The following is a 21,294-nucleotide window of genomic DNA, read 5'->3' on the forward strand; positions in this document are numbered from 1 at the left end:
AACCCACGGAATGGCCGACGACCGATCCGTGGGTTGCGCAGTCATTTGGGGTGCCATCATGCTCCAATTCTACAGGAAGTACCGCATTAGGTGCGCCCGAGCGCTCACGGTCCGTAGACGATCGGTGCGATGCCCTGACGGATGTCCCGGGCGCCGGCGGCCACGCCGGAACCGACGGCCAGCGCCGCCGTGAGTGCCGTGCCAACGCCCACGAGCGGGAGGATGCCTACCGCCACACTGCCCACGAGAAAGGCGGCGCCACCGGCGAGCCACGGCGCCAGCGACTTCTGCACCACCTCCACATAGCGCAGGCGGTTGCGCACGAACTTGCGCGTGGTGCCGTACAGCACGACGGCCAGTATGCTGGCGATGGCGAACGAAAGCAGCATGGCGATCATGAGTCCTCCGGTGTCGTGTATCAGAACCGCGGGCGGCTGCGGGCATGTCCCGCGGGGCTGTTCACCCTAACGACGAAGCGGCACGGAGGTTTCAGCCTCGTTCCGCCGTGTCGCAATTGCACGTGCTCGCCGGCCGCCGATCAGACGGGGGGACGCCTCTGCGGCATCGCCCTCTTGCGGTAGTGCTCGGGCACGGCGAACAGCTCGTCGGGGAGGCGCTTCCGCTCCACTCTGGTCACCTCGAGGGGCACCGTGCCGTCGGGGAGCGTGACCTTGAGCGGGAACTCGTTGGCGATCTGCTTCTGCCACGGCGCGACGCTCCCCTGCCGCAGCCCCTCCATCGGGTTGACGAAGCGCCCCAGCTCCTTCGAGAGGCACATGTCGGCAGCGCCGGACCGGGACGCCAGCTGCACATGCTCGCACGAGAAGCCCGCCACCGTTTCCATGCGGCCGGTGCGCGTGAGCTTCACGTCGTCGGGCTGGCCAACCGCACTTTTCGCTGCGGCGGCGGCCTCGGGGAGCGGCATCTCCATGTAGGTGTTCTGCGCCGCCACGAGCATGTACATCTTCTTCTCTTGGGGTACGGCGATCATGGCCATTCCCCCCATGGGCCCCGGCACATTCACGCGCAACTTGCCGTTGCGCATCAGGTACTCCATCTGCTGGCGCTGCACACCCTGCGGCGTCTTGGCCGACATGCGCAGCGTGACCGCCCCCTCGAAGGGTGGACCGCCTGCCTGCGCGCCTGCCTGCGCGCCTGCCTGCGGCGCGACACCGCTCCACACCAGCACCGCCAGCGTAGCGGCCCTGCCGCGCCGACTCGTCATGCCATGCCTTTCTGTATGGCGGTAAGGACCAACTCTGCGAACCGGTCGATTTCTTCCACGGTAGTGTACACGTTGGGTGTCACGCGGATCCCCTTGAACTCCGGATGCACGATCGGCGTCTGGACCACGCGGTACTTGCTCATGAGCCACTCACCGAGCTTGACCGGGTCGATGCCGTCCACGTTGAAGAAGCCGATCCCACCGCCCCAAGGGGAGTCGAGCGGCGTCAGCAGCTGCACGCGCCCGTTGCCTTCGGCGAGGAGCCGTTTGGCCCAACGATCCCGCAGATAGACGAGCCGCGCCTGCTTGCGGCCAGCCCCGATCGCCCGGTGAAAGGCCAGCGACACGGAGATGGCGTTGTGATTGGCAGCCGGATGCGTGCCGATCTCCTCGTATTTCCGGATGTCCTTGCCCTGCCCCTCGTTTTCGGCGTACAGCGGCCAGATCGACGGGATCTTGTCGCGGCGCACGTACAGGAACCCCGTACCGATCGGCGCCAGCAGCCACTTGTGCAGGCTGGTGCCGTAGTAGTCGCAGCCAAGGGCATCGCGCGTGAAGGGAAACTGCGCGAAGGCGTGGGCGCCGTCCACGAACACTTCGATGTTGCGCGCGCGCGCCATGTCCACGATCTGCTTCACCGGCATGATCTGGCCGGTAAGGTTGGTGATGTGCGTGATCTCGATGACCCGCGTGCGTGCGGTGATACCGGCGGCGAAGGCATCCACGATCTGCTGGGGTGCCGTGCACGGCACCGGGAAGGAGATTTCCTTGACCACGATCCCCTGCCGTCGCGCACGTTGCTTCCAGCCATTGATCATGCGCCCGTAGTTCTGGTTGCTGAGCAACACCTCGTCACCCGGCTTGAGATCGATGCCGTGAATCAGGGTGAGCAGCGCCTCGGATGCGTTGCGCGTGATCGCCATTTCTTCCGGATCGCATCCGAACTCGGTGGCGAGTTCGCGGCGCACCACTTCGATGCGCGGCTCGAGGTCGCGCCACATGTGAATGACCGGCAGTTCGTTGGAGTAGCGCAGATCGCGCTCGAGCTGCGCCATCACGTGTGAGGGCGCAGGCGAACAGCCACCGTTATTGAGGTTGATCCAGGTCCGATCGAGATCGAAGGCGCGCTGGATCGGCTCCCAGAAATCTTCGTCGCTGGCAAACGCAGCATCGGCCGCCGCATCGCCGCGCCATGCGGGTGCATCGGGCCCGAGCAGCGGCGCACCGCGGCTCTTCGCCACATCGGCGGCGTCGAGCAATCGACGGATGGCCCCGGGCGCGAAGCGGGGCGAGAAGGCCGGAAGCGCAGACGTTCCGGCGAGCGCGGCGACGAACAGGCGGCGGTCCATGCGGGAACATGGCGTGAAGGCGCCGCCTCCGCGAGGGGCCGAGTGGGCCACGGGCCGTTCCACCCGGTGGCGGCGCCTGTGCCCCGGGCATAACGTCCCCGTATGTTCCGATTCCGGTTCTTCCCTGCCCTCGCGCTCGCGGCGCTACTGCCCGCGGCCATGTCGGCCTGCGTGCAGCCGCTGACGCTCGCCCCGAGTGACGCCGCCACGGTCCTGGCGCACCGCACCATCACGGCGCCCAATCCGGGACTTCCCGGGCCATTGGCGGTGAACCGGCTCTACTACGGCAGTGGCAAGGACAAACGCCGCCCCGAGTATCGGGACTCCATCGCCTACCGCACGGCCACGGTGAACGCGGCGCCATTCGCGCGCACGGAGCCGGCGTTGGCCAAGAGCCGCAAGAAGTATTGGGGCTACGACAACACGGCGTTTCCTCTCAACGCCCGGGTGTGGTATCCGGAGGGCAACGGCCCGTTCCCCCTGGTGCTCGTGGTGCACGGCAATCACAGCATGGAGGAGTACTCCGACCCGGGGTATCAGTGGCTGGGCGAATTGCTGGCGTCGCGCGGCTTCATCCTCGCCTCGATCGACGAGAACTTCCTCAACGGTGCGCTCCGCGGCGAGAATGATGCCCGCGGCTGGATGCTACTCAAGCACCTCGAGGTGTTCCGCGCCCTCAACGACTCCGCCGGCAAGCCGCTCTTCGGCAAGGTGGACATGTCGCGCATTGCGCTCATGGGGCACTCGCGCGGCGGCGAAGCGGTGGCGATTGCCGGCGCCTTCAATCGGTTGCCGGCCTACCCCGACGACGCCACGCAGACCTTCAACTTCAATTTCGCCATCAAGTCACTCGTCGCCATCGCGCCGGTGGACGGCCAATACACTCCGGCGGACCGTCCCACACCGGTAAGCGACTACAACTACCTCGTCATACACGGCTCGCATGACGGCGATGTGTCGAGCTTCTCGGGCCTCATCCAGTACAATCGTTTCCGCTACACCCGTCCCGGCCCCGAGTTCAAGAGCGCGATCTGGATGCACCGCGCCAATCATGGCCAGTGGAACACGGTGTGGAACGAGAAGGACAACGGCCGCACCTCGGGACGTCGACTGCGACTTGATGCCCTCATCGATGGTGAGGAGCAGCGCCGCTTCGGCCGCGTGGTGATCGGCGGCTTTCTCGAGGCCACACTGAACGGCCGCGACGAATACCGCCCCCTCTTCCGCGATCATCGCACCGCCGGCGACTGGTTGCCGCCGAGCATGTACCTCACGCGTTACGCCGATGCGCAGACGCAATGGCTGGCGACGTTCGAGGAGGATGTCGACGTCACGACCGGCTCGGTGCCAGGCGTGCGCATTGGCGCGGACTCGCTGAGCACCTGGAAGGAGGGCGACGTGCCGGCGCGGTCACGTACCGCCACCTTCCGCAGTAACGCCGCAACCGTGGGGTGGAACAACACACCGGCCGGCGCCGATACCACGACGCCGCGCTGGCCAGCGCGCCTCACCGTCACGCTCTCCGATGCGGCGCGACAGACCCTTCGCTTGAGCGCGTCGAGTGCGCTGCTGTTCACCGTGGGCAGCACCGACCAGAAGCCCAGCGTGCGGCGTGTGCCGCGCGACAGCACCCAACGCGACTCGACACCCAAATCCGCGTCGACCGCGCGCCGCCCGGCTGCCAAGCCGACCGCCAAGCCGACTGCCAAGCCCACCAAAGATACCGTCCCCCCCGATTTCACCATCGAGGTCGAGGACGCGCGTGGCCGCACGGCGCGACTGCCACTGAGCGCCTTCGGTGCCGTGCGCATGCCCATCGAGAGCTACATCTACCGGCGTCGCGGCCGCGACAAGACGGCGTTCCCGACGCTCGCCGAGCCGGTGATGCAGACCTATCTCGCCCCGCTCTCGGCCTTCGCTGCCCAGACCGCCGAATTCGATCCGGCAGCCATTCGGGCCATTCGCCTGGTGTTCGACCGCAAGCGCGTCGGCGCGATCCTGCTCGACGACATCGGCGTCACCACCATGCGGTGACGACACACCGGTTCAGAACACCGTCCGCACGCCCGCGGTCATCGTCCGGCCGGCCATGACCGCCGTATTGTCCGGCGCCCCGGTCTGCACGTTCAGCAAGTTGTCGCCACTGACCAGCAGCGACAGGTCCCCGCGCAGCCGATACGTCACGCCGGCCCGCCACCGCGTTACCGCGCCGTACGACAACCAGTACCGGCGCAACGCCGGCCCATCGAGCTCGCGGGGCGCCGTCGTCGCGGCGAGCGCGTCGGCAATCGCCGCCCGGTCGTAGCCGACCCAGTCGGCCGCCCGGATGGCGGCGGTGGTGAGCGTCCAGCGCCCTGACCCATACGCCGCCGAGAGGCTCATGGTGCTGGACGGCACATCCAGCATGCGGTCGCCAACGCGCAGTTCCCCGCGATAGCCCTCCGCGAGCTGTGCGACGCGGCTCTCCACCAGCGATAGCGCCCCAGACAGCGACAGCCGCGCCAGTCGCGTGCTCGCATCGACTTCCCAGCCGCGATTCGTGATCGCGCCCACATTCTGCAACGTGTAGGCCATGCGGCGCACCGGGCGCCCGTTGCTCGCCACGGTGGTCGTCAGCGTGGAGACAGGCTGAATGAGCCCCGCGGCCCGCTGGTCGAAACGCGTCAGGTGCAGCGAGAGCCGCGAGCCCACAAGTACATCTCCGCCGAATTCGGTGCCGCTCTGCCGCTCGGCCTCCAGGTTGGCCGCCGAAGCCCACGAGGCCGCCCCCATCCAGGTGGCGTTACGAACGAGTGTGCGGGCGGGACGGATACCGGTGCCGTAGGCCCCACGCAGCTTGACCGCGGCACCACCGAGGTCGCGCACGTAGGTCGCACCGAGCATCGGCAGGACCGACTGCTGCGGAAGCGGCGTCGCCCCGGTCGTGCGTTCCACGCGTGCGCCGGCGGACAGGAACCAACGATCGTGCCACGCCATCACGCCCTGCGCCAACAGGCCGTGGTTGGCGTACGTCGTCTGCTCGCGCGAGGCGCCGAGCAGTGGCCGCGTCAGCGCCCCAGGCCCGGGGGCGCCCGTCCCGCCGCCCCTCGGCGCCGCCAGCACACTCGCCGATGCGCGACCGAGCACTTCGCCGGTGATCGCCTGCTCCGCCCCCAGCGTCAGAGTGAGCAGCGTTGCCGGAGTCAGGTCGAAACGCCCCACTGAGCGGAAGCGCAGGCTGGCCCGATCGGCAGCGCCATCGGAGTCGCCGATCTGCGCCGCGCTGGACGCCTGCAGCGGCCCCGGCAGGGCTGCCGCCGACAGTCCCCGTACGCGGTAGCCATCGACGCCCGCGATGATCGTATGCGTCCATCGCAGCGATGGCATTATCGCCACGTTCCCGCCGACGGTGTAGTGTGCGACATCCTGCCCGCTTCCGGCCACGCCGTAGTCGTCACCGCCATCGGGCACCGGCTCGGTGCTCGCATTCGCCTGCTGAAGCGAGAGGCGCGCGGTTCCGCTCAGCACGGCGTGATCACGCGTGACGCGCGCATTGGCATCGGCTAAGAGGCGACGCTCCGATGCGCCCGGCACGAACGCCCCCACGGTACCAAGGGTGAGCCCCATGCCCAGACTGCGCGACGGCGACCCTCGCCGCAACGACGCGGCGTGCTCCTGCACCAGAGGATCGCGGGGGGCGTAGGCGGTGTTCGACACGCCTGCCGTTGCACTGATCTGCCGCTGCGCGCGCCCGTCGCTGGTACCATCGGAGCGCGTGAGGATGTTCACCACGCCGCTGATGGCGTCCGCACCATACAGCGCCGCTCCCTGCGGCCCGCGAATGACTTCGACCCGGGCAATGCGGGCAGGATCGAGTTGCGTGACGAGCAGGGGATTGGCGACCTCGATGCCATCGAGATACAGCTTGGGGGCGCTCACGCCGAAAGAACTCGCTCCGCGAATACTGCCGTAGCGCGCCGTGATCGAGCCCGCGGCGTTGGCCCAGGTCCAGATGCCGGGTACTGACAGGTCCAGGGCCTCGCCGAGGGTGCCCGCGCCATGCTGCGAGAGCTGGGCGCCATCGATGACGTCGAGCGCGAACGGTGAGCCGCGCTGCGGCGCCCCATCGGGCGAACCGGTCACCACCACGCGATCGAGAACGCTGGCGTGCCGAGATCCCTGCCCCTCGCGAGTCCCCCGAGACACGCGCGATGGCGCGAGCACCACCTGCGTGCTGGCCAACACAATGGGGCGCAGCCCGGTGCCGGCCAACAGCGTTTCCAGTACGGCGCCCACCGGCACACGCGCTGCCACCAGACAGGCGCGTCGCGTAGTCGGCAGCAGCTCGGCGCTGTACGAGAGTTCCACGCGCGCTGCCGTCGCCAGCCGGTCGATGGCGTCGCGCACCGAGCCTTCCTCGAGGCGGATAGTGACGATGCGATCGAGCGGCGGCGCCCACAACGCCGCGCGATCGTCGGAGGCGGCCGGTGTCGTGCACGCCGGTTGGCGTCCTACCACAGAGCCGCCGTGCGGCATCCCCGCCCATGCCGAAGCGGGCGCCAGCAATGACGCCGCCAGCGTCATGACGGCGCCCACGGGAACTCGCGGCATTCGCCTTACGGCCACGGGGAGCATGGACACTCACGCATGCGCGCCTCGATCATGGCGTGGGTATCGGCCCGCTCCCCTGCGGCTGCAGCAGTACGGTATCCCCACGCTGCACCGCGTCGGCTCCCAGCGCGAGGGCGATCAAGCGCACCACCTGCGCCGCCGAGTCGCCCCGGAAACTGGCCGTCAGTGTGCGCGTGGCCAGTACCGGATCCGTGATTCGGAGGTCGAGGCCATACCACCGCCGCAGGTCCGCCTGCACTTCAGCAAGCGAAGCATCGCGATACGCCAGCTGACCGCGTGTCCACGCCACGTCGGCGGCCGTTACGACGCCGCGACTCACGGTGACGGTGCCCGCCGCGAGCACGCCGCGATCACCAGCGTGCAGTGCTGCCGTGCCCACGGTCGCCGCGGCTCCCGTCGTGCGCGGCGCCACCCCCATCTCCACGATGCCGTGTGTCACGTGCACGGCCACCGATCCAGGAGCGGTGGTCTTCACCGTGAACGCGGTACCGATGTCGCGGATGGTCGCTCCCGCGGCGTTCACCACGAACGGATGGGCCGCGTCGTGCCTCACGTCGAAATAGGCGGCCCCGTCGAGCACGAGCGAGCGGGCCCCCACGCCGTAGTCCGCCGCAAGGGTGAGACGACTGCCAGGCGCGAGCACCACGGTGCTGCCGTCCGGGAGGCTGATGGAATCACGCTGCCCGATGGTGGTGCGGTACTCCCGAGGCATCGCGGTCGCCGGTGCGCCATCCCGGAGTTTCGTGAAGGCGATCGCCGCAAGACCGGCGGCGACCGCAAAGCCGATCAGTCGCTGGCTCCAGCGCGGCCCGCGCGAGGCGCCTGCGGCGACCCGACCGACCGCAGGCTGGCCACCGCGCTCCACGCGCAGCGTGGGCATGCGCTCATGACGGGCCAAGCGCGCCAGGACCACCGCCAGCGCCCGCTCGGTATCGACCGAGACATCCGCCCGGGCATTCAGCCGCGCCGACCGGTCCTTAACGAGCTGCACGACGCCGGCGTCTTCCGGATGGGTGGCCAACCAGGCGGTCACGACCGCCGCCTCGGCCGCCGCGCTTTCGCCGGCGAGGAAGCGCGCGAGGGCATCCCACCCGGCGTCGGTCGGCTGGTCGGCGGAGAACAGCGGCTCGTGAGGAAGGTCGGACATGCCCTTGAGACACGGTGATGGTGCAAGACCCTACGTGCCGACCCCAAACCGCAAGGCGGCAGCGCCCCAGATTCTGGCGTGCGACCGTGTAGTATACCTGCAGGATGGGGGCTGCCAGAACCGCTCGCGGGCTGCGCGCCATGCCATGCACGCCGTCTCACCTGCCGCCACCACCCCCTCACTGGCCGTGACCGATTCCGATCTGCTGGCGCGTCTACGTCAGGGCGATCACGCGGCCTTCGACGCCATCTTCCGGCAGTGGTACGAGCCGGTGGTGCGCTCGGCGAACCGGATCCTGCACGAGCCGGGCATTGCCGAGGAGCTCGCGCAGGACGTGTTTCTGGAGCTCTGGAGACGGCGCGAGCAGTTGCCCGACGGCAGCAGCATCCCGGGCTATCTGGTCCAGTCGGCCCGCAACCGGGCACTGAACCACCTGCGGCATCTGCAGGTGCAGAAGAAGTCGCAGGTCTACGTAGAGGCCCTGAGTGAACCGGCCGAGCATGCCGACGCCGACGCGGAAGCGCGGGAGCTCGAGGTGGCCATTCGCGAGGCCATCGCGGCGCTGCCGCCCCGCACCCGCGAAGTGTTTCTCATGAGCCGCGAGCGCAATCTCAAGTACAGTGAGATCGCCGAGCTCCTGGGGGTGACGGTCAAGGCGGTGGAAGCGAACATGACGCGCGCATTGCGACAGCTGCGTGAGACATTGGCGCCGTTCACACGACACAGCCGTCAGCGGTAACGGCACGTAGGGTAAGGAACCGCTCACGTGTCTCCAGATTGAACGTCCGAGCGGTCCCCGACGACGGTCGTCGGCACCGCAGGCCGCACCTCAGGAGTCCTCCCTATGGCTCGCAACGTCTACCGCTTGCTCGTTACGTCGACGGCGCTGATCAGCGCGTCGGCGTGCACGCTCGACAGCTTCGGTGGCCCCAACGACACCATGCAGTTCGAATCGGCCTTCAGCAGTGCACCGGCCGGCATGGAGGCTGCGAGCAGCTCGTACGCGGCTGACGGCGAAGGCGCCTGGGGTGGTCCGCGCCGCGGCCGTGGTCCCGGTGGCCCCGGTATGGGGAGCTTCATGGGCGGGGGCCTCGGCGATGACTTCACCGGCAACGCCGGCTTCGGCCGCGGCGCCCATCGCGGCCCCTTTGCGGCGAAGATCGATGACGGCTGCACCGTGGCCGGCGGTGACGTGACCTGCACGCGCAACGTGAACGGGCTCACGGCCACGACGATCTACACCATCCGCGACGCCAACAACGGCACGCAGACGAGGATCGACACCGCCACCACCAACTCGGTTCGCACGCGTACCACGGTGACCGGTACCACGACCCGCGGCCGCGATGGGGCGAACGTGACGGCCACGGTGAACAACGTCAGCGATCGCACGGTCACGGGGCTGGCGCAGGGCGCCACGCAGCGCACGGTGAACGGCACGTCGGCGGGGAGCGAAAGCACCACCGGCACCAACCGCGATGGCCAACAGTTCACCGCCGTGCGCGTGTCGCACGACACCACCGCGGGGCTGATCGTTCCGGTGTCAACCACCACGCCGACCTACCCCACTGCCGGCAAGGTCGTGCGCCGCATGAAGATCACGACCACAATGACCGGGGGCACGCCCACCGTGCGTGAGCGTCGCGAAGAGATCACGTACACTGGGAGCGCCACGGCCAAGGTGTCGATCACACAGGATGGCACCACGAAAACCTGCACCATGGCGCTTCCGCGCGGCCGCCCAAACTGCGGCTGATTCTCGCGGCACTGCAACGATAAAGCGCGCCGACCGGTTCTGGTCAGCGCGCTTTTCATTTCCGTCAGCACCGGCAACCGCCCACGTGGGCTACCGGATGCGCAACCCCAGCCGGTGTGACACCGGCCGGCCTCCACGCATCGGCTCGACCGCGTAGTCGAGCGACCAGCGGTCCACGGTCACCCCGAGGCCGCCGGTCACGAGGGGTTCGTCGCGCTCACGCGGTAACCGCAGCCCCTGCCGCACGACAACGGCCACGCCCTCGATGGGTACGTATGCCAGCTCCACGCCACCGGCCGGGCGCACGAACCCGTCGCGCTCCACCGCCACCTGGGTCTGTAACCCGATGTCCCAGCTGGCGCTCAGCGGAAACAGGCCGCCACCGTAGCCAATCGTGAGGCGTGTCGGCAGCCGCCCCGGCATATTCGCAACCGTGAGACCAGGGCCGATGTTCTGTACCGCCACGGCGAGCGTAGCAAACCCCAGCGGTCGCGACACGCCCACGTCGAATGCCGCGCCACCATCGCGACCCGCTGCGATGCGATCCTCCACGTATTTCACCGCCGTCCCGACGCGGACCCCGCCCATCGTACCTGCCACGCCGATGGTGAACGCGCTGCTCGAGGCGTGTACTCCGCCCCCGTCTGCCAGCGGGGGGGCCCCATTCCGCACGGCCGCGACGTAGTCCGACGGCATGGTCGTGCGATAGTCGAGAAGCTGCGCACCGACGGCCACGGCAAACGACCCGACGCTCTGTACGCTGGCGTAGGAGCCGGTGGTCGCCTGCGATCCGTACCGTTGCACCGAGACCGTCACGCCGCGCGCCTGCTGCAGCATGCCGGGGTTGTAGAACACGACATCGGCATCCGTGGAGGCGCCCCCCACGTTGGCCATCGCCGCTACGCGGGCTCCCGCCGGTAACCGCAGCACCAGCGGTGCTTCCGGCGTGCCGGGCGTGCCGGGCGTGCGCGCCACTTGCGAAAGCACGCGCCATCCCCGGTCATCCTGCGCCTGCACCACCTGCGAGGGAACCACACCGCAGAGTACGGCGAACAGACCAGCAGTTGGCGCCCATGGCCCCAATGGACGACGACGCGGGGTGTGACGAGGCCTTCCCACTGGGGCCGTGCCCGTGGATGACGTGATGGGCGATCCCGTCGGTGATCCCGTCGGTGATCCCTTGCGCAGCGATTGGCTCATGCGTTCAAATGAACGCCATGTCCTCCCCTGTCGCCAGCGCTTCGGCACCCTCTCCCGCACCGCGCCCGACCGACTCGGCCACGGTCACCCATCCATGGCGGCTCGGCCCGGACGCGCCGCAGTCGCACAAACCGTGGTTGCGCGCACTTGGCTGGTTCCTCATGCAGCGCGCGGGATGGTCGTTTTCGGGACAGATGCCCAACCTCCCCAAGTTCGTGTGCATCGTGGCGCCCCACACCTCCAACTGGGACTTCCCGGTCGGGCTCGCAGCAAAGTGGGCGCTGGGATTCGATGCCCATTGGTGGGGTAAGGACACGCTGTTCACGCCACCCCTCGGCTGGTTCATGCGCGCCAACGGCGGCATTCCGGTGGTGCGCTCCAACAAGAACAACGCGGTAGAACGCACAGTAGAGCTCGCGAGAACCCGCCTGCACTTCGCGCTCGCGCTCGCGCCGGAGGGGACGCGCAAGAAGGTGAGTACATGGCGCAGCGGCTTCTGGCATGTGGCCAAGGGGGCGGGGATACCCATCGTGCTGGTCGCGCTCGATTGGGAGCACAAGCTGGTGCGCCTCGGCCCGACCGTTACCCCCGACGAGGATGATCCCGCAGACGGCATCGCTCGCATTCGGGCCATGTACGAGGGCATTCGCGGGTACGATCCGTCACGGCAGGGGTGAGCGCGACCGCTCTCAATCATCGGTCGTCTGGCCAGGCGACCTGAGGCATTCGGCATAACATGACGGCGGCGTCGCATTTTTTGGGCCTGGCCCCTTCCGCCACGCCGTCTCCCCACGGATGTTTTCTCCATCCCTTTCGGAGAGAGATTGCATGCGCGTGACGACTGTCGGTGTGGTAGGCGCCGGCGCCATGGGGAGCGGCATTGCCGCCCTCGCGGCGTCGGCCGGCTGCCGCGTCGTGCTGCTCGATATCCCCGGCGATAACGACCCAGCGTCCCCCAATCGCAGCGCCCCGGCGCGAATTGGCCTGCAGAAGGCCATCAAGAGCAAGCCGGCCTCGTTCATGGAAGCCGCTGCGGCGGCGCGCGTGCGGACCGGCAACACCGACGACCATCTCGCGTGGCTCGCCGAGTGCGACTGGATCTGCGAAGCGATCATCGAGCTGCCGGAACCCAAGCAGCAGCTGTTCGCGCGCATCGAAGCGCTCATGAAGCCGACCGCCATCGTGTCGTCGAACACGTCGGGCATTCCGATGGCCACGTTGCTCGACGGGCGTGGGGAGACGTTCCGGCGCCGCTTCCTCGGCACGCATTTCTTCAATCCGCCGCGCTACATGCATCTGCTCGAGATCATTCCGTCGGCGGAGACGGATCCCGTGGTGATCGGGACCATGCGTGAGTTTGCGGAGCGCACGCTCGGCAAGGGAATCGTGATCGCGAAGGACGTACCCGGCTTCATCGCCAACCGCCTCGGCGTGTACGGCATGGTGGCCACCATGCGTCGCATGGAGGAGCATGGGCTCACCGTCGACGAAGTGGACGGCCTCACCGGCTCGCTAATCGGCCGGGCCCGTTCGGCCACCTTCCGCACCGGTGATCTCTCGGGGCTCGACGTGCTCGCGCACGTGACGCGAGGTATCGGGTCCGCCACCGGCGAGGATTTTGCCCTCCCTGGCTGGGTGCACGAGGAGCTCGTGGCCAAGGGCAAGCTGGGGGACAAGACCGGCGGGGGTTTCTACAGCAAGACCAAGCAGGGTACGCTCACCTTCGACTGGAAGACGAAGCAGTACGTACCGCAGCAGCGAATCGAGGGAGGCGATATCGGTCAGGCCATCCGGCTGCCGATTCCCCAGCGCCTTCCCGCGGCGAAGAACGTGCCCGGCGCACAGGGTGCGTTCCTGCGCGATCACCTCACCGACGCCGCGCACTACACCCTCACCCTCGCCTCGCAGCTTGCCCACGACATCGTGGCGATCGATCGGGCCATGGAGTGGGGCTATGGCTGGGAGGCCGGACCCTTCCAGGTGATGGATGCCCTGGGCCTCGACTGGTTGCGCGAGCAGTTCCGTGCCGACGGCAAGGACATTCCGGTGCTGCTGGAGCGTGCACAGGGCTCGTTCTATCGCAACGGCGAGTACCTCACCTTCGAGGGTACGTACGAGCCGATCCCGGCGATCCCCGGGCGTATTTCCCTCGCGCACCTCGCTCAAAGCGGTCGCGTGCTGGAAGACAACGGGCTGTCGCGACTCATCGACCTCGGCGACGGCGTGGCGTGCTTCGAATTCCGTTCGAAGATGAACAGCCTTGGCCAGGGCGTTCTCGAGGGACTCGAGAAGTCGCTGCGCAAGATCGAGACGCTCGGCTTCAACGGCATGGTGATCGGCAACGAGGATGCGCGCGCCTTCAGTGTGGGCGCCGATCTGTCGCTCGTGTCGTTTGCCGTGGCCGCCGGTGCGTGGGATGACATCAATGCCTCGATCCGCACGTTCCAGGAGGCCGTGATATCGATCCGCCGCGCGCCCTTCCCGGTGGTCGTGGCACCGGCGGGGATGACGCTGGGTGGTGGCGCGGAATTCACGCTGCACGCCGATGCCGTCCAGGCGCATGCCGAGACCTACATGGGACTCGTCGAAGTCGGCGTGGGGCTCCTGCCCGGTGGCGGCGGCACGAAGGAACTGCTGATGCGCTTTACCGCGGAGCTGCAGAACTACGAAGAGGTCGATCTCTTCGCCGCCGTGAAGCGGGCGTTCAAGCTGATCGCCTTCGCGACCACCAGCACGTCGGCGCACGAAGCGCGCGCGCATGGCTTCCTGCGTGACCGTGACCGCATCAGCATGAACCGTGACCACCAGATCACCGACGCCAAGCAGCGTGTGCTCGATCTGGCGCCGGGCTACCTGCCGCCGCTGCCGCGCACCGTGCGGGCACTCGGCCGTGAGGGGCTTGGCAATCTCGAGTATGCGTTGTGGGCCGCGAAGGAAGCGGGTCAGGCCAGCGCACACGATGTGCGCGTGGGGCGCGCCGTGGCCTACGTGCTCTGCGGTGGCGATGGTACGCCGCGCGATGTGACCGAACAGGATCTCCTCGACCTCGAACGCGAGCAGTTCCTCTCGCTTCTCGGCACCAAGGAAACACAGGAGCGCATCGCGTACACCCTCAAGACCGGCAAGCCGCTGCGCAATTGAGCGCGCCACAGGAGATCAACAGATGACCGATGTCGTGATCGTGAGTTGTGCGCGCAGTGCGGTGGCCCGCGGCAAGGCCGATGGGTCGCTGGCCGGCGTCCACCCGGTGGACCTGTCCTCCGCCGTAATGAAAGCGGCGATCGAACGCGCCGGGGTGGATCCCGCCGTGATCGAGGACGTACAGTGGGGATGTGCGATGCCCGAGGCGTCGCAGGGGCTCAACCATGCGCGTCTCGCCTGGTTGCGTGGTGGCCTGCCGGTGGAAACGTCGGCCGCGACGATCAACCGGTTCTGCTCGTCGGGACTGCAGTCGGTGGCCTATGCCGCACAGGCGATCATCGCGGGCATGGGCGACGCGGTGATGGCGGGTGGCATCGAGATGATGTCGCAGGTACCCATGAGCGGCTACAACGCGCGACTCGCCCCGGAGCTCACCGAGAGCTACATCGGCATGGGCTTCACGGCCGAGCGCGTGGCGAAGCAGTGGGGAATTTCCCGCGAGCAGCAGGATGCCTTTGCACTGGCCAGCCAAGAGAAGGCTGCTGCGGCAATCGCACGCGGTGCGTTTGCGCAGGAGATCGTCCCTATCCACACGCAGCGGTTTTCGTGGACGGGGGCAACGAAAACGGTGACCGACGTGGTGTTTGACACGGACGAAACGCCACGCGCCACCACGGCGGATGCGCTGGCCACGTTGCGTCCCGCTTTCATGCCTGCGGGCACCGTGACGGCAGGTAATGCGAGCCCGTACTCTGATGGCGCCGCGGCCGTGCTGGTGATGCGCGCGGACAAGGCGAAGGAGCTGGGCCTCACCCCGCTCGCGCGGTTCGTGAGCTTCGCCACCGGTGGTGTGGCCCCGGACATCATGGGCGTGGGCCCGATCAAGGCGGTGCCCAAGGCGCTTGCTCGGGCCGGCCTCACGATGCACGACCTCAAGCTGATCGAGTTCAATGAAGCCTTTGCCGCGCAGGCACTCGCGGTGATCAAGGAGCTCGACATGCCCACCGATATCATCAACGTGAACGGCGGCGCGATCGCCCTCGGACACCCGCTCGGCGCCACCGGTGCCAAGCTCACCACGCAGCTGGTGCACGAACTCCGCCGCCGCGGCGGCGGCTACGGCATGGTCACCATGTGTATCGGCGGTGGCATGGGCGCCGCGGGCATCTTCGAGGTGTACGGCGGGTAAACACACCCGTGACCCGAAACACGAAACCCGAAACTCTCCGCGGTCCGCCGGGAGTTTCGGGTTTCGCGTTTCGCGTTGCGGGTTGCTGTCCTACATCGCGATCGGCTTCTTCACCGGCGGCACGAGCTTCGGCAGGTCGAGCTTTTCGAGCAGCGGGTTGAGGCGCTTCGCCGTGGCACCAACCTGCGTATCGACCATCGTGATCACGACGTCGGCGTCACGCCGGACTTCGCCGGTGTACTCCACCTGCCCCGGGATCACGGGGGTGAGGCCGGCATCCACGTTTTGCAGCAGCGCGCTGGCCCGTTGCAGCGGCCGCGGTCCCTCGGAGTAGTACGGCGCCACATCCGTGTTGGGACGGGTGAGCTGTAGGCGGATGGAGTCGAGCTTGCGCAACTCCTCTCGCGTGGCGGTCACGAGCTCACGCGCCGCGTCTGCACGCAGCGCCGTGGCCGTGTTGGCCCGCTCCTGGGCCTGCACCGCAAATGCGGCCAGGCCGCGCTCCGTCTCGATCAACGTATTGACCGTCGCCACCAGTCGGGTGGCCTGCTCGAACTGCGCCTTTACCTCGGCCTCGGCGAACTTCGCCGTGGGGTCGAGACGGACCGAGACCGGCTGCTCCATCGTCTGCCCGCCAGCGGTGATGCGCACGGTGTAGGTGCCCGGAAGCACCTGAGCACCGGGGACGCGCCCACGCGCCCCATCGGCGTCGGCGCTGTCGGCGGGCGTGTCACTCAGCGCAAGCGACGGGGCCATGCGCAGGTCCCAGGCGATGCGATTGAAGCCCGCTGTACCGGGCACCTTGCGCAGGCGGCGAATGACGGCGCCGTCCTTCAGAATCTCGACCTTCACGCCGGTGTCCGCCTTGGCCATCCAATACGTGATGAGTGCCCCGTACTGCGCATTCTGCCCACGATACTGCTTGTGGCCGAAGTTGAGCGACTGATCGCCCATGTTGTAGCGCGTCGCCGTGCGCATCGGGAAGAGGTGTACCGGCTTGGCGGCCACCTCCGCACTCATCTGCTGAATAGGCGTGGCGTCATCGAACACCCAGAGCGCGCGACCATGGGTGGCCACGATGAGATCATTCTCACGCGGATGCACGAGGACCTCGTGCACCGCTACGCCGGGGAGATTGCCGAGCGACAGCTTCGTCCACTGAGTGCCACCGCTCCACGAGGCATACAGGCCATACTCGGAGCCGTAGTAGAGCAGATTCGGATTCTTCGGATCCTCACGGATCACCTGCGCATACGCGTTGGCGGGGAGATTCCCGGTGATGTTCGTCCACGTCTTGCCGAAGTCGGTGGTCCTGAACACATACGGCTTGAAATCGTCGCTCATGTGCCGCTCGAACGTGACGTAGGCCGTGCCGGCGGCGGCACGAGAGGCTTCGAGGCCGCTCACCACGGCATCCGCGCCAACGCCCGGCACATTGGCGGCCACATTCGTCCACGTCTTGCCGTCGTCCTGTGAGACCTGCACGTTGCCGTCGTCGGTGCCCACCCACAACACCCCCTTCTTCACCGGACTCTCGGCGAAGGAATAGATCGTGCCGTAGTACTCGGCCACGGTGTTTTCCTTCAGGATCGGCCCACCGGCGTTCCCCTGCCGCGACTTGTCGTTCTTGCTGAGGTCACCCCCAAGCGGCGTCCACGTGCGCCCCCAATCGTTGCTTCGGAAGAGGACGCTGCCACCGAAGTACACCACGCGCGGATCGTGCGGCGATGCCACGATCGGTGCATTCCAATTGAAGCGCACCTTGTTGGAGTCGGCCGGGTAGCCGTCCATGCGCTTGGGCTGCGGTGAGGCCTCACGCACTTCATAGCGACCGAGGTGCGTGGCCTGAATGCCACCGGCCTGATAGTCACTCAGGAACCAGTCGGGATCATCCGGATGCGCAATGGCGTAGTAGCCGTCGCCATACTGGATGAAGCGCCAGTCCCACAGAAAAATCGCGCTCTTGCGCGTGCGCGTGGGGCCGGTCCACACGCCGTTGTCCTGGAGGCCGCCCGCCACGTGATAGAATGGCTCGCGCATGTCGTACGACAACTGATAGAACTGCCCCACGGGGAGATTGCCGAACCACTCCCAAGCGCCGGCGCCATCATACGAGACCTCAAGGCCACCGTCATCGCCCATGAGCAACCGCTTGGGGTTGAGCGGATCGATCCACAGCGCCTGATGATCGCCGTGAAAGTTGCCCGGCACGTTGGTGAACGTGCGCCCCCCATCGATGCTGTGCATGTACGACATGCCCAGCGTATACACGTGATGCTCATTTTTCGGATCGACGCGCAGGTCGGCGTAGTAGAAGCCACGCCCGATCGTGTTGGCATTACTGCTCACCTTCTGCCAGCTCTCCCCCGCGTCATCGGAGCGGAATACGAAGCCGTCCTTCGTTTCCATGACGGCATAGACGACCCGCGGATTGCTGGGCGCGACCTTCACACCGATCCGCCCCACGAGTGCGGGGATCCCCTTGGTGAGCTTCGTCCAGCTCTTGCCGCCGTCTACCGACTTGTACAGCCCGCCCTTTTCGTCCCCCGAGGTATGCGTCCACTGCTTGCGGTCGAAGTACCACATGCCGGCGTACAGCACATTGGGGTTCTGCGGATCGATATCGATATCGGACGCACCGTGGCGGTCGCTCACATACAGCGTGCGCTTCCAGGTTTCGCCGCCATCTTCCGACATGAAGACACCGCGTTCGGTGTTGGGCCCGTATTCCGAGCCAAGCGCGGCCGCGTAGATCTTCTTCGGGTCGCGCGGATTGATCACCATACGCGTGATGTGACGGGAGTCGGCAAGCCCCAGCCACTTCCAGCTCGTGCCACCGTCGGTGCTCTTGTACACGCCGTTACCGAAGGACACCGAGTTGCGCGGGTTGCCTTCGCCCGTGCCCACATACACCACATCGGGATTCCCCGGCTCCAGCACCACATCGCCGATACTGAGTGTCGTCTGCTTGTCGAAGATCGGCGTCCAGGTGGTGCCGGCATTCACGGACTTGAATACACCACCGGATGCACTGCCCACGTAGATGATCGACGGATCACCGGGCACACCCTCCACGTCGGCGATGCGCCCCGACATGTTGGCAGGTCCGATGTTGCGATACGCAAGGCCGGTGAAGGTGGAGTCGGCGATCGGGGCAACCGGAGCGGCAGCACGGCGCGGCTGCGCCGCGGCCAGTGCCGGCCAGCACGCCGCGAGCAAGGCAATGGGAGCGCCGGTTCGGCGCGCGAAGGAAGATCTGGTCATGACAAAGGGGGACGAAGTGAACTTCGATTTTCCCTCCCGGCGCGCCACGGCGCAACTCCGATCATCCGCGCCGGCCCGGCCTGCGCTGGCCTACCCTTGGGCTGCGGTCGCGGCAGCCTGCCGAGCCAGCGCCTCCACCACCTGACCGAGCGCGCTGAAGCGCGGATCGGCCGTCAGCCCCTGCACAAAGCGCGCATGGATCTGCTGGGCAATGACCGCCACCTTGAACAGCCCGAAGGTGAGGTAGAACGGCGCCGCCGCGATATCACGCCCGCTCGCGGTACCGTATGCCTCCACGAGGCCGCGGCGCGTGTAGGCGCCTGGCAGCACGGTGATGCCGAGCCCCATCGACCGGAAAATCGGGGCATCGCCCGCTTCCACCCAGTAGGCCAGCGACGTGCCGAGATCCATGAGCGGGTCGCCCACGGTGGCCATCTCCCAGTCGAGGATAGCCCGCACGGACGACAGGTCGGGGTCGAGGACGAGATTGTCGAGCTTGAAGTCGTTGTGCACGAGGCAGGCGCCGGCATCAGCAGGGCGGTTGGTGTTCAGCCAAGCTGCCACGACATCCATGTCCGGTACGTCGTGCGTGCGAGCGGCCTGCCAGCGCCGAGTCCAGCCCTGCACTTGCCGCTCCACGTATCCGTCGGGGCGTCCGAAGGCGGCGAGTGGCCCGTGGGACACGTCAACACGATGCAGCGCGACCAGCGTCTCCACAAACGTGCGCGACAACGCCGCCATGCGCCCGGGCAACGCATCGCGATCGGCCACGAGCGAGGCTGGAGGGGGACCTCGGAGGATAGGGCCCTCCACATGCTCCATGAGGTAAAACGGGGCGCCGATCACCGACGGGTCGTCGCAGGAGGCCAGCGGGCGCGGCACCGGAATGCCCAGCGGGTGAAGCGCAGCGAGAATACCGTGCTCGCGCCCCATGTCGTGCGCTACCCCTTTGGCCACACCACGCGGTGGCCGACGTAACACCAGCCGTCGCGCGCTGCGCGCGCTCCGTAGCGTGATCTCATACGTGAGATTGGAGAATCCGGCAGCATACTGCCTGATCTCCACGCGGCTGTCGGCGCTCACCAGCTCCGGCGCAGCGGCCGACAGCCAGGCACGCAGCGCGGCGCCGTTGATCTCCTCGCCAGGGCGTATGGCGATCGTACCGTCACCCATGCCGGTCCCTTCAGGCGTGCGACGCTGAGCGGGTGACACCGGTTCATCCCGCGGCGCCATCGCCCGCGCGCTCGTACCTCTTGAGCGCACGCCGGGCGATGACGGTCTTGTGCACCTCGTCGGCGCCGTCATAGATGCGCGCCGCGCGCTCGTGACGATACCACCAGGCCAGCGGCGTATCGTCGGTCATCCCCAGCGCGCCGTGCACCTGAATGGCCCGATCGAGCACGCGCTGCAGCGTGTTGGCCACGAACACCTTGATGTAGGCGATCTCGTCACGCGCGGCCTCCTGCCCGTCCCGCGCCATGCGTGTGGCCGCGTCCATCACCATGAGCCGAGCGGCATGAATGTCGATGCGCGACTCGGCGATCCAGAATTGCACCTGCTGTTTACCGGCGAGCATATCGCCGGGGCCAAGCTCACGCGTCACGGCGTAACGGCACATGAGATCGAAGGCGCGCTCGCAGATACCGATCCATCGCATGCAATGATGGATGCGCCCCGGTCCGAGGCGCTCCTGCGCGAGGGCAAAGCCATGCCCTTGACGACCGAGCAGATTCTCCGCCGGAACGCGCACATCGTCGAATCGCACTTCGGCGTGACTGGCCCAGCCCCCACCGCGCTCCCCCATCACCGGCAAGTTGCGCAACAGCGCAAAGCCCGGTGTATCGAGAGGCACGATGATCTGACTCGCGCGAAAATGCTTTCGTGATTCGGCCGGGTCGGTTACCGCCATCACCACGGCAAACGCCGCCCCATCGGCGCTGCTGGTGAACCACTTGTGGCCGTTGACGATCCAGGACGCGCCGTCGCGGACTGCGGTGGTGGAGAGATTCACCGGATTGGACCCCGCATGCTCGGGTTCCGTCATGGCGAAGCAACTGCGGATCTCGCCGCGCGTGAGTGGCTCGAGCCACGTGCGCTTCTGCTCGTCGGAGCCGAACTCCAGCAGCAGCTCCATGTTCCCCACGTCGGGCGCCTGACAGTTGCACACAAAATGGCCGAACGGGGTCCAGCCGAGGACTTCGCTGAGTCGGGCGAACGCATCGAGCGGCAGCCCCAGTCCGCCGTACGCCGTGGGCAAGAACGGCGCCCACAGCCCCAAGGCACGGGCGCGTGCACGGAGCGCCAGCAAGGTGGGCTCGATCGCGTGCCAGGCACCGTGCAGGAGCTCGGGTTCCAGCGGGACGAGCTCCTCTCGTACGAAGGCACGGGCCGTTTGTAGCATCGCCTCGAGCT

The 21,294-nt window shown here is 67.4% G+C and carries 15 protein-coding genes; 6 read left to right on the forward strand and 9 right to left on the reverse strand.

The genetic code is table 11. The features are described from left to right. Nucleotides 1-104 precede the first annotated feature (104 nt). The 3 genes from ACIQ51_RS01095 to ACIQ51_RS01105 form a co-directional block, all read right to left on the reverse strand. Nucleotides 105-398 carry a hypothetical protein gene (locus ACIQ51_RS01095; protein ID WP_396203151.1) on the reverse strand — a complete coding sequence of 98 codons (294 nt, stop codon included), beginning with the start codon at nt 396-398 and terminating at the stop codon, nt 105-107. Nucleotides 399-538: 140 nt separating this feature from the next. Then, entirely contained in the window at nt 539-1,225 is a 687-nt protein-coding gene (locus ACIQ51_RS01100; protein ID WP_396203152.1) for a DUF4412 domain-containing protein, read from the reverse strand. Continuing rightward, complete coding sequence (locus ACIQ51_RS01105) at nt 1,222-2,574, reverse strand: aminotransferase class V-fold PLP-dependent enzyme (RefSeq protein ID WP_396203153.1); 1,353 nt, start codon at nt 2,572-2,574, stop codon at nt 1,222-1,224. The genes ACIQ51_RS01100 and ACIQ51_RS01105 overlap by 4 nt, the downstream gene beginning before the upstream one ends. Before the next feature lie 102 nt (nt 2,575-2,676). Here ACIQ51_RS01105 and ACIQ51_RS01110 point away from each other — a divergent pair, with 102 nt between their 5' ends. Beyond that, nucleotides 2,677-4,608, forward strand: a complete 1,932-nt coding sequence (locus tag ACIQ51_RS01110) for a hypothetical protein (protein WP_396203154.1) — start codon at nt 2,677-2,679, stop codon at nt 4,606-4,608. Nucleotides 4,609-4,620: 12 nt separating this feature from the next. On the opposite strand, the gene ACIQ51_RS01115 is transcribed toward ACIQ51_RS01110, so the two are convergent. Together ACIQ51_RS01115 and ACIQ51_RS01120 are read right to left on the reverse strand one after the other, a co-directional pair. Then, nucleotides 4,621-7,164: a TonB-dependent receptor gene (locus ACIQ51_RS01115; RefSeq protein ID WP_396203155.1), complete on the reverse strand. Its 2,544-nt coding sequence runs from the start codon at nt 7,162-7,164 to the stop codon at nt 4,621-4,623. A gap of 49 nt (nt 7,165-7,213) precedes the next feature. Further along, nucleotides 7,214-8,332: a FecR family protein gene (locus ACIQ51_RS01120; RefSeq protein ID WP_396203156.1), complete on the reverse strand. Its 1,119-nt coding sequence runs from the start codon at nt 8,330-8,332 to the stop codon at nt 7,214-7,216. Nucleotides 8,333-8,519: 187 nt separating this feature from the next. On the opposite strand from ACIQ51_RS01120, the gene ACIQ51_RS01125 reads away from it, so the two are divergent. Both ACIQ51_RS01125 and ACIQ51_RS01130 read left to right on the forward strand, forming a co-directional pair. Next, nucleotides 8,520-9,071 (forward strand): RNA polymerase sigma-70 factor, encoded by a 552-nt coding sequence (locus ACIQ51_RS01125; RefSeq protein WP_396203157.1) that lies wholly within the window; start codon nt 8,520-8,522, stop codon nt 9,069-9,071. A 105-nt stretch (nt 9,072-9,176) separates the two neighbouring features. Further along, complete coding sequence (locus tag ACIQ51_RS01130; RefSeq protein WP_396203158.1) at nt 9,177-10,088, forward strand: hypothetical protein; 912 nt, start codon at nt 9,177-9,179, stop codon at nt 10,086-10,088. 90 nt (nt 10,089-10,178) lie between these two features. Here ACIQ51_RS01130 and ACIQ51_RS01135 read toward each other — a convergent pair whose 3' ends face one another. Next, nucleotides 10,179-11,123, reverse strand: coding sequence for a hypothetical protein (locus tag ACIQ51_RS01135; protein WP_396203159.1), 945 nt, complete (start codon nt 11,121-11,123; stop codon nt 10,179-10,181). Nucleotides 11,124-11,305: 182 nt separating this feature from the next. Between ACIQ51_RS01135 and ACIQ51_RS01140 the strand changes: the two genes are divergently transcribed. From ACIQ51_RS01140 to ACIQ51_RS01150, 3 genes are all read left to right on the forward strand, one after another. Then, complete coding sequence (locus tag ACIQ51_RS01140; RefSeq protein WP_396203160.1) at nt 11,306-11,965, forward strand: lysophospholipid acyltransferase family protein; 660 nt, start codon at nt 11,306-11,308, stop codon at nt 11,963-11,965. Between the two features lie 151 nt (nt 11,966-12,116). Further along, nucleotides 12,117-14,429 carry a 3-hydroxyacyl-CoA dehydrogenase NAD-binding domain-containing protein gene (locus tag ACIQ51_RS01145; protein WP_396203161.1) on the forward strand — a complete coding sequence of 771 codons (2,313 nt, stop codon included), beginning with the start codon at nt 12,117-12,119 and terminating at the stop codon, nt 14,427-14,429. 22 nt (nt 14,430-14,451) lie between these two features. Then, a complete protein-coding gene (locus tag ACIQ51_RS01150; protein ID WP_396203162.1) occupies nt 14,452-15,618 on the forward strand; it encodes a thiolase family protein in 1,167 nt (388 codons plus the stop codon). Nucleotides 15,619-15,708: 90 nt separating this feature from the next. Here ACIQ51_RS01150 and ACIQ51_RS01155 read toward each other — a convergent pair whose 3' ends face one another. The 3 genes from ACIQ51_RS01155 to ACIQ51_RS01165 all read right to left on the reverse strand — a co-directional run bounded on the left by ACIQ51_RS01155 (nt 15,709) and on the right by ACIQ51_RS01165 (nt 21,283). Then, nucleotides 15,709-18,882 carry a WD40/YVTN/BNR-like repeat-containing protein gene (locus tag ACIQ51_RS01155; RefSeq protein WP_396203163.1) on the reverse strand — a complete coding sequence of 1,058 codons (3,174 nt, stop codon included), beginning with the start codon at nt 18,880-18,882 and terminating at the stop codon, nt 15,709-15,711. 90 nt (nt 18,883-18,972) lie between these two features. After that, nucleotides 18,973-20,094, reverse strand: coding sequence for a phosphotransferase family protein (locus tag ACIQ51_RS01160; protein WP_396203164.1), 1,122 nt, complete (start codon nt 20,092-20,094; stop codon nt 18,973-18,975). Between the two features lie 4 nt (nt 20,095-20,098). Continuing rightward, nucleotides 20,099-21,283 carry an acyl-CoA dehydrogenase family protein gene (locus ACIQ51_RS01165; RefSeq protein WP_396203291.1) on the reverse strand — a complete coding sequence of 395 codons (1,185 nt, stop codon included), beginning with the start codon at nt 21,281-21,283 and terminating at the stop codon, nt 20,099-20,101. Nucleotides 21,284-21,294 lie beyond the last annotated feature (11 nt).

Source organism: Gemmatimonas sp. (assembly GCF_044344655.1).
Taxonomy (GTDB): Bacteria; Gemmatimonadota; Gemmatimonadetes; order Gemmatimonadales; family Gemmatimonadaceae; genus Gemmatimonas.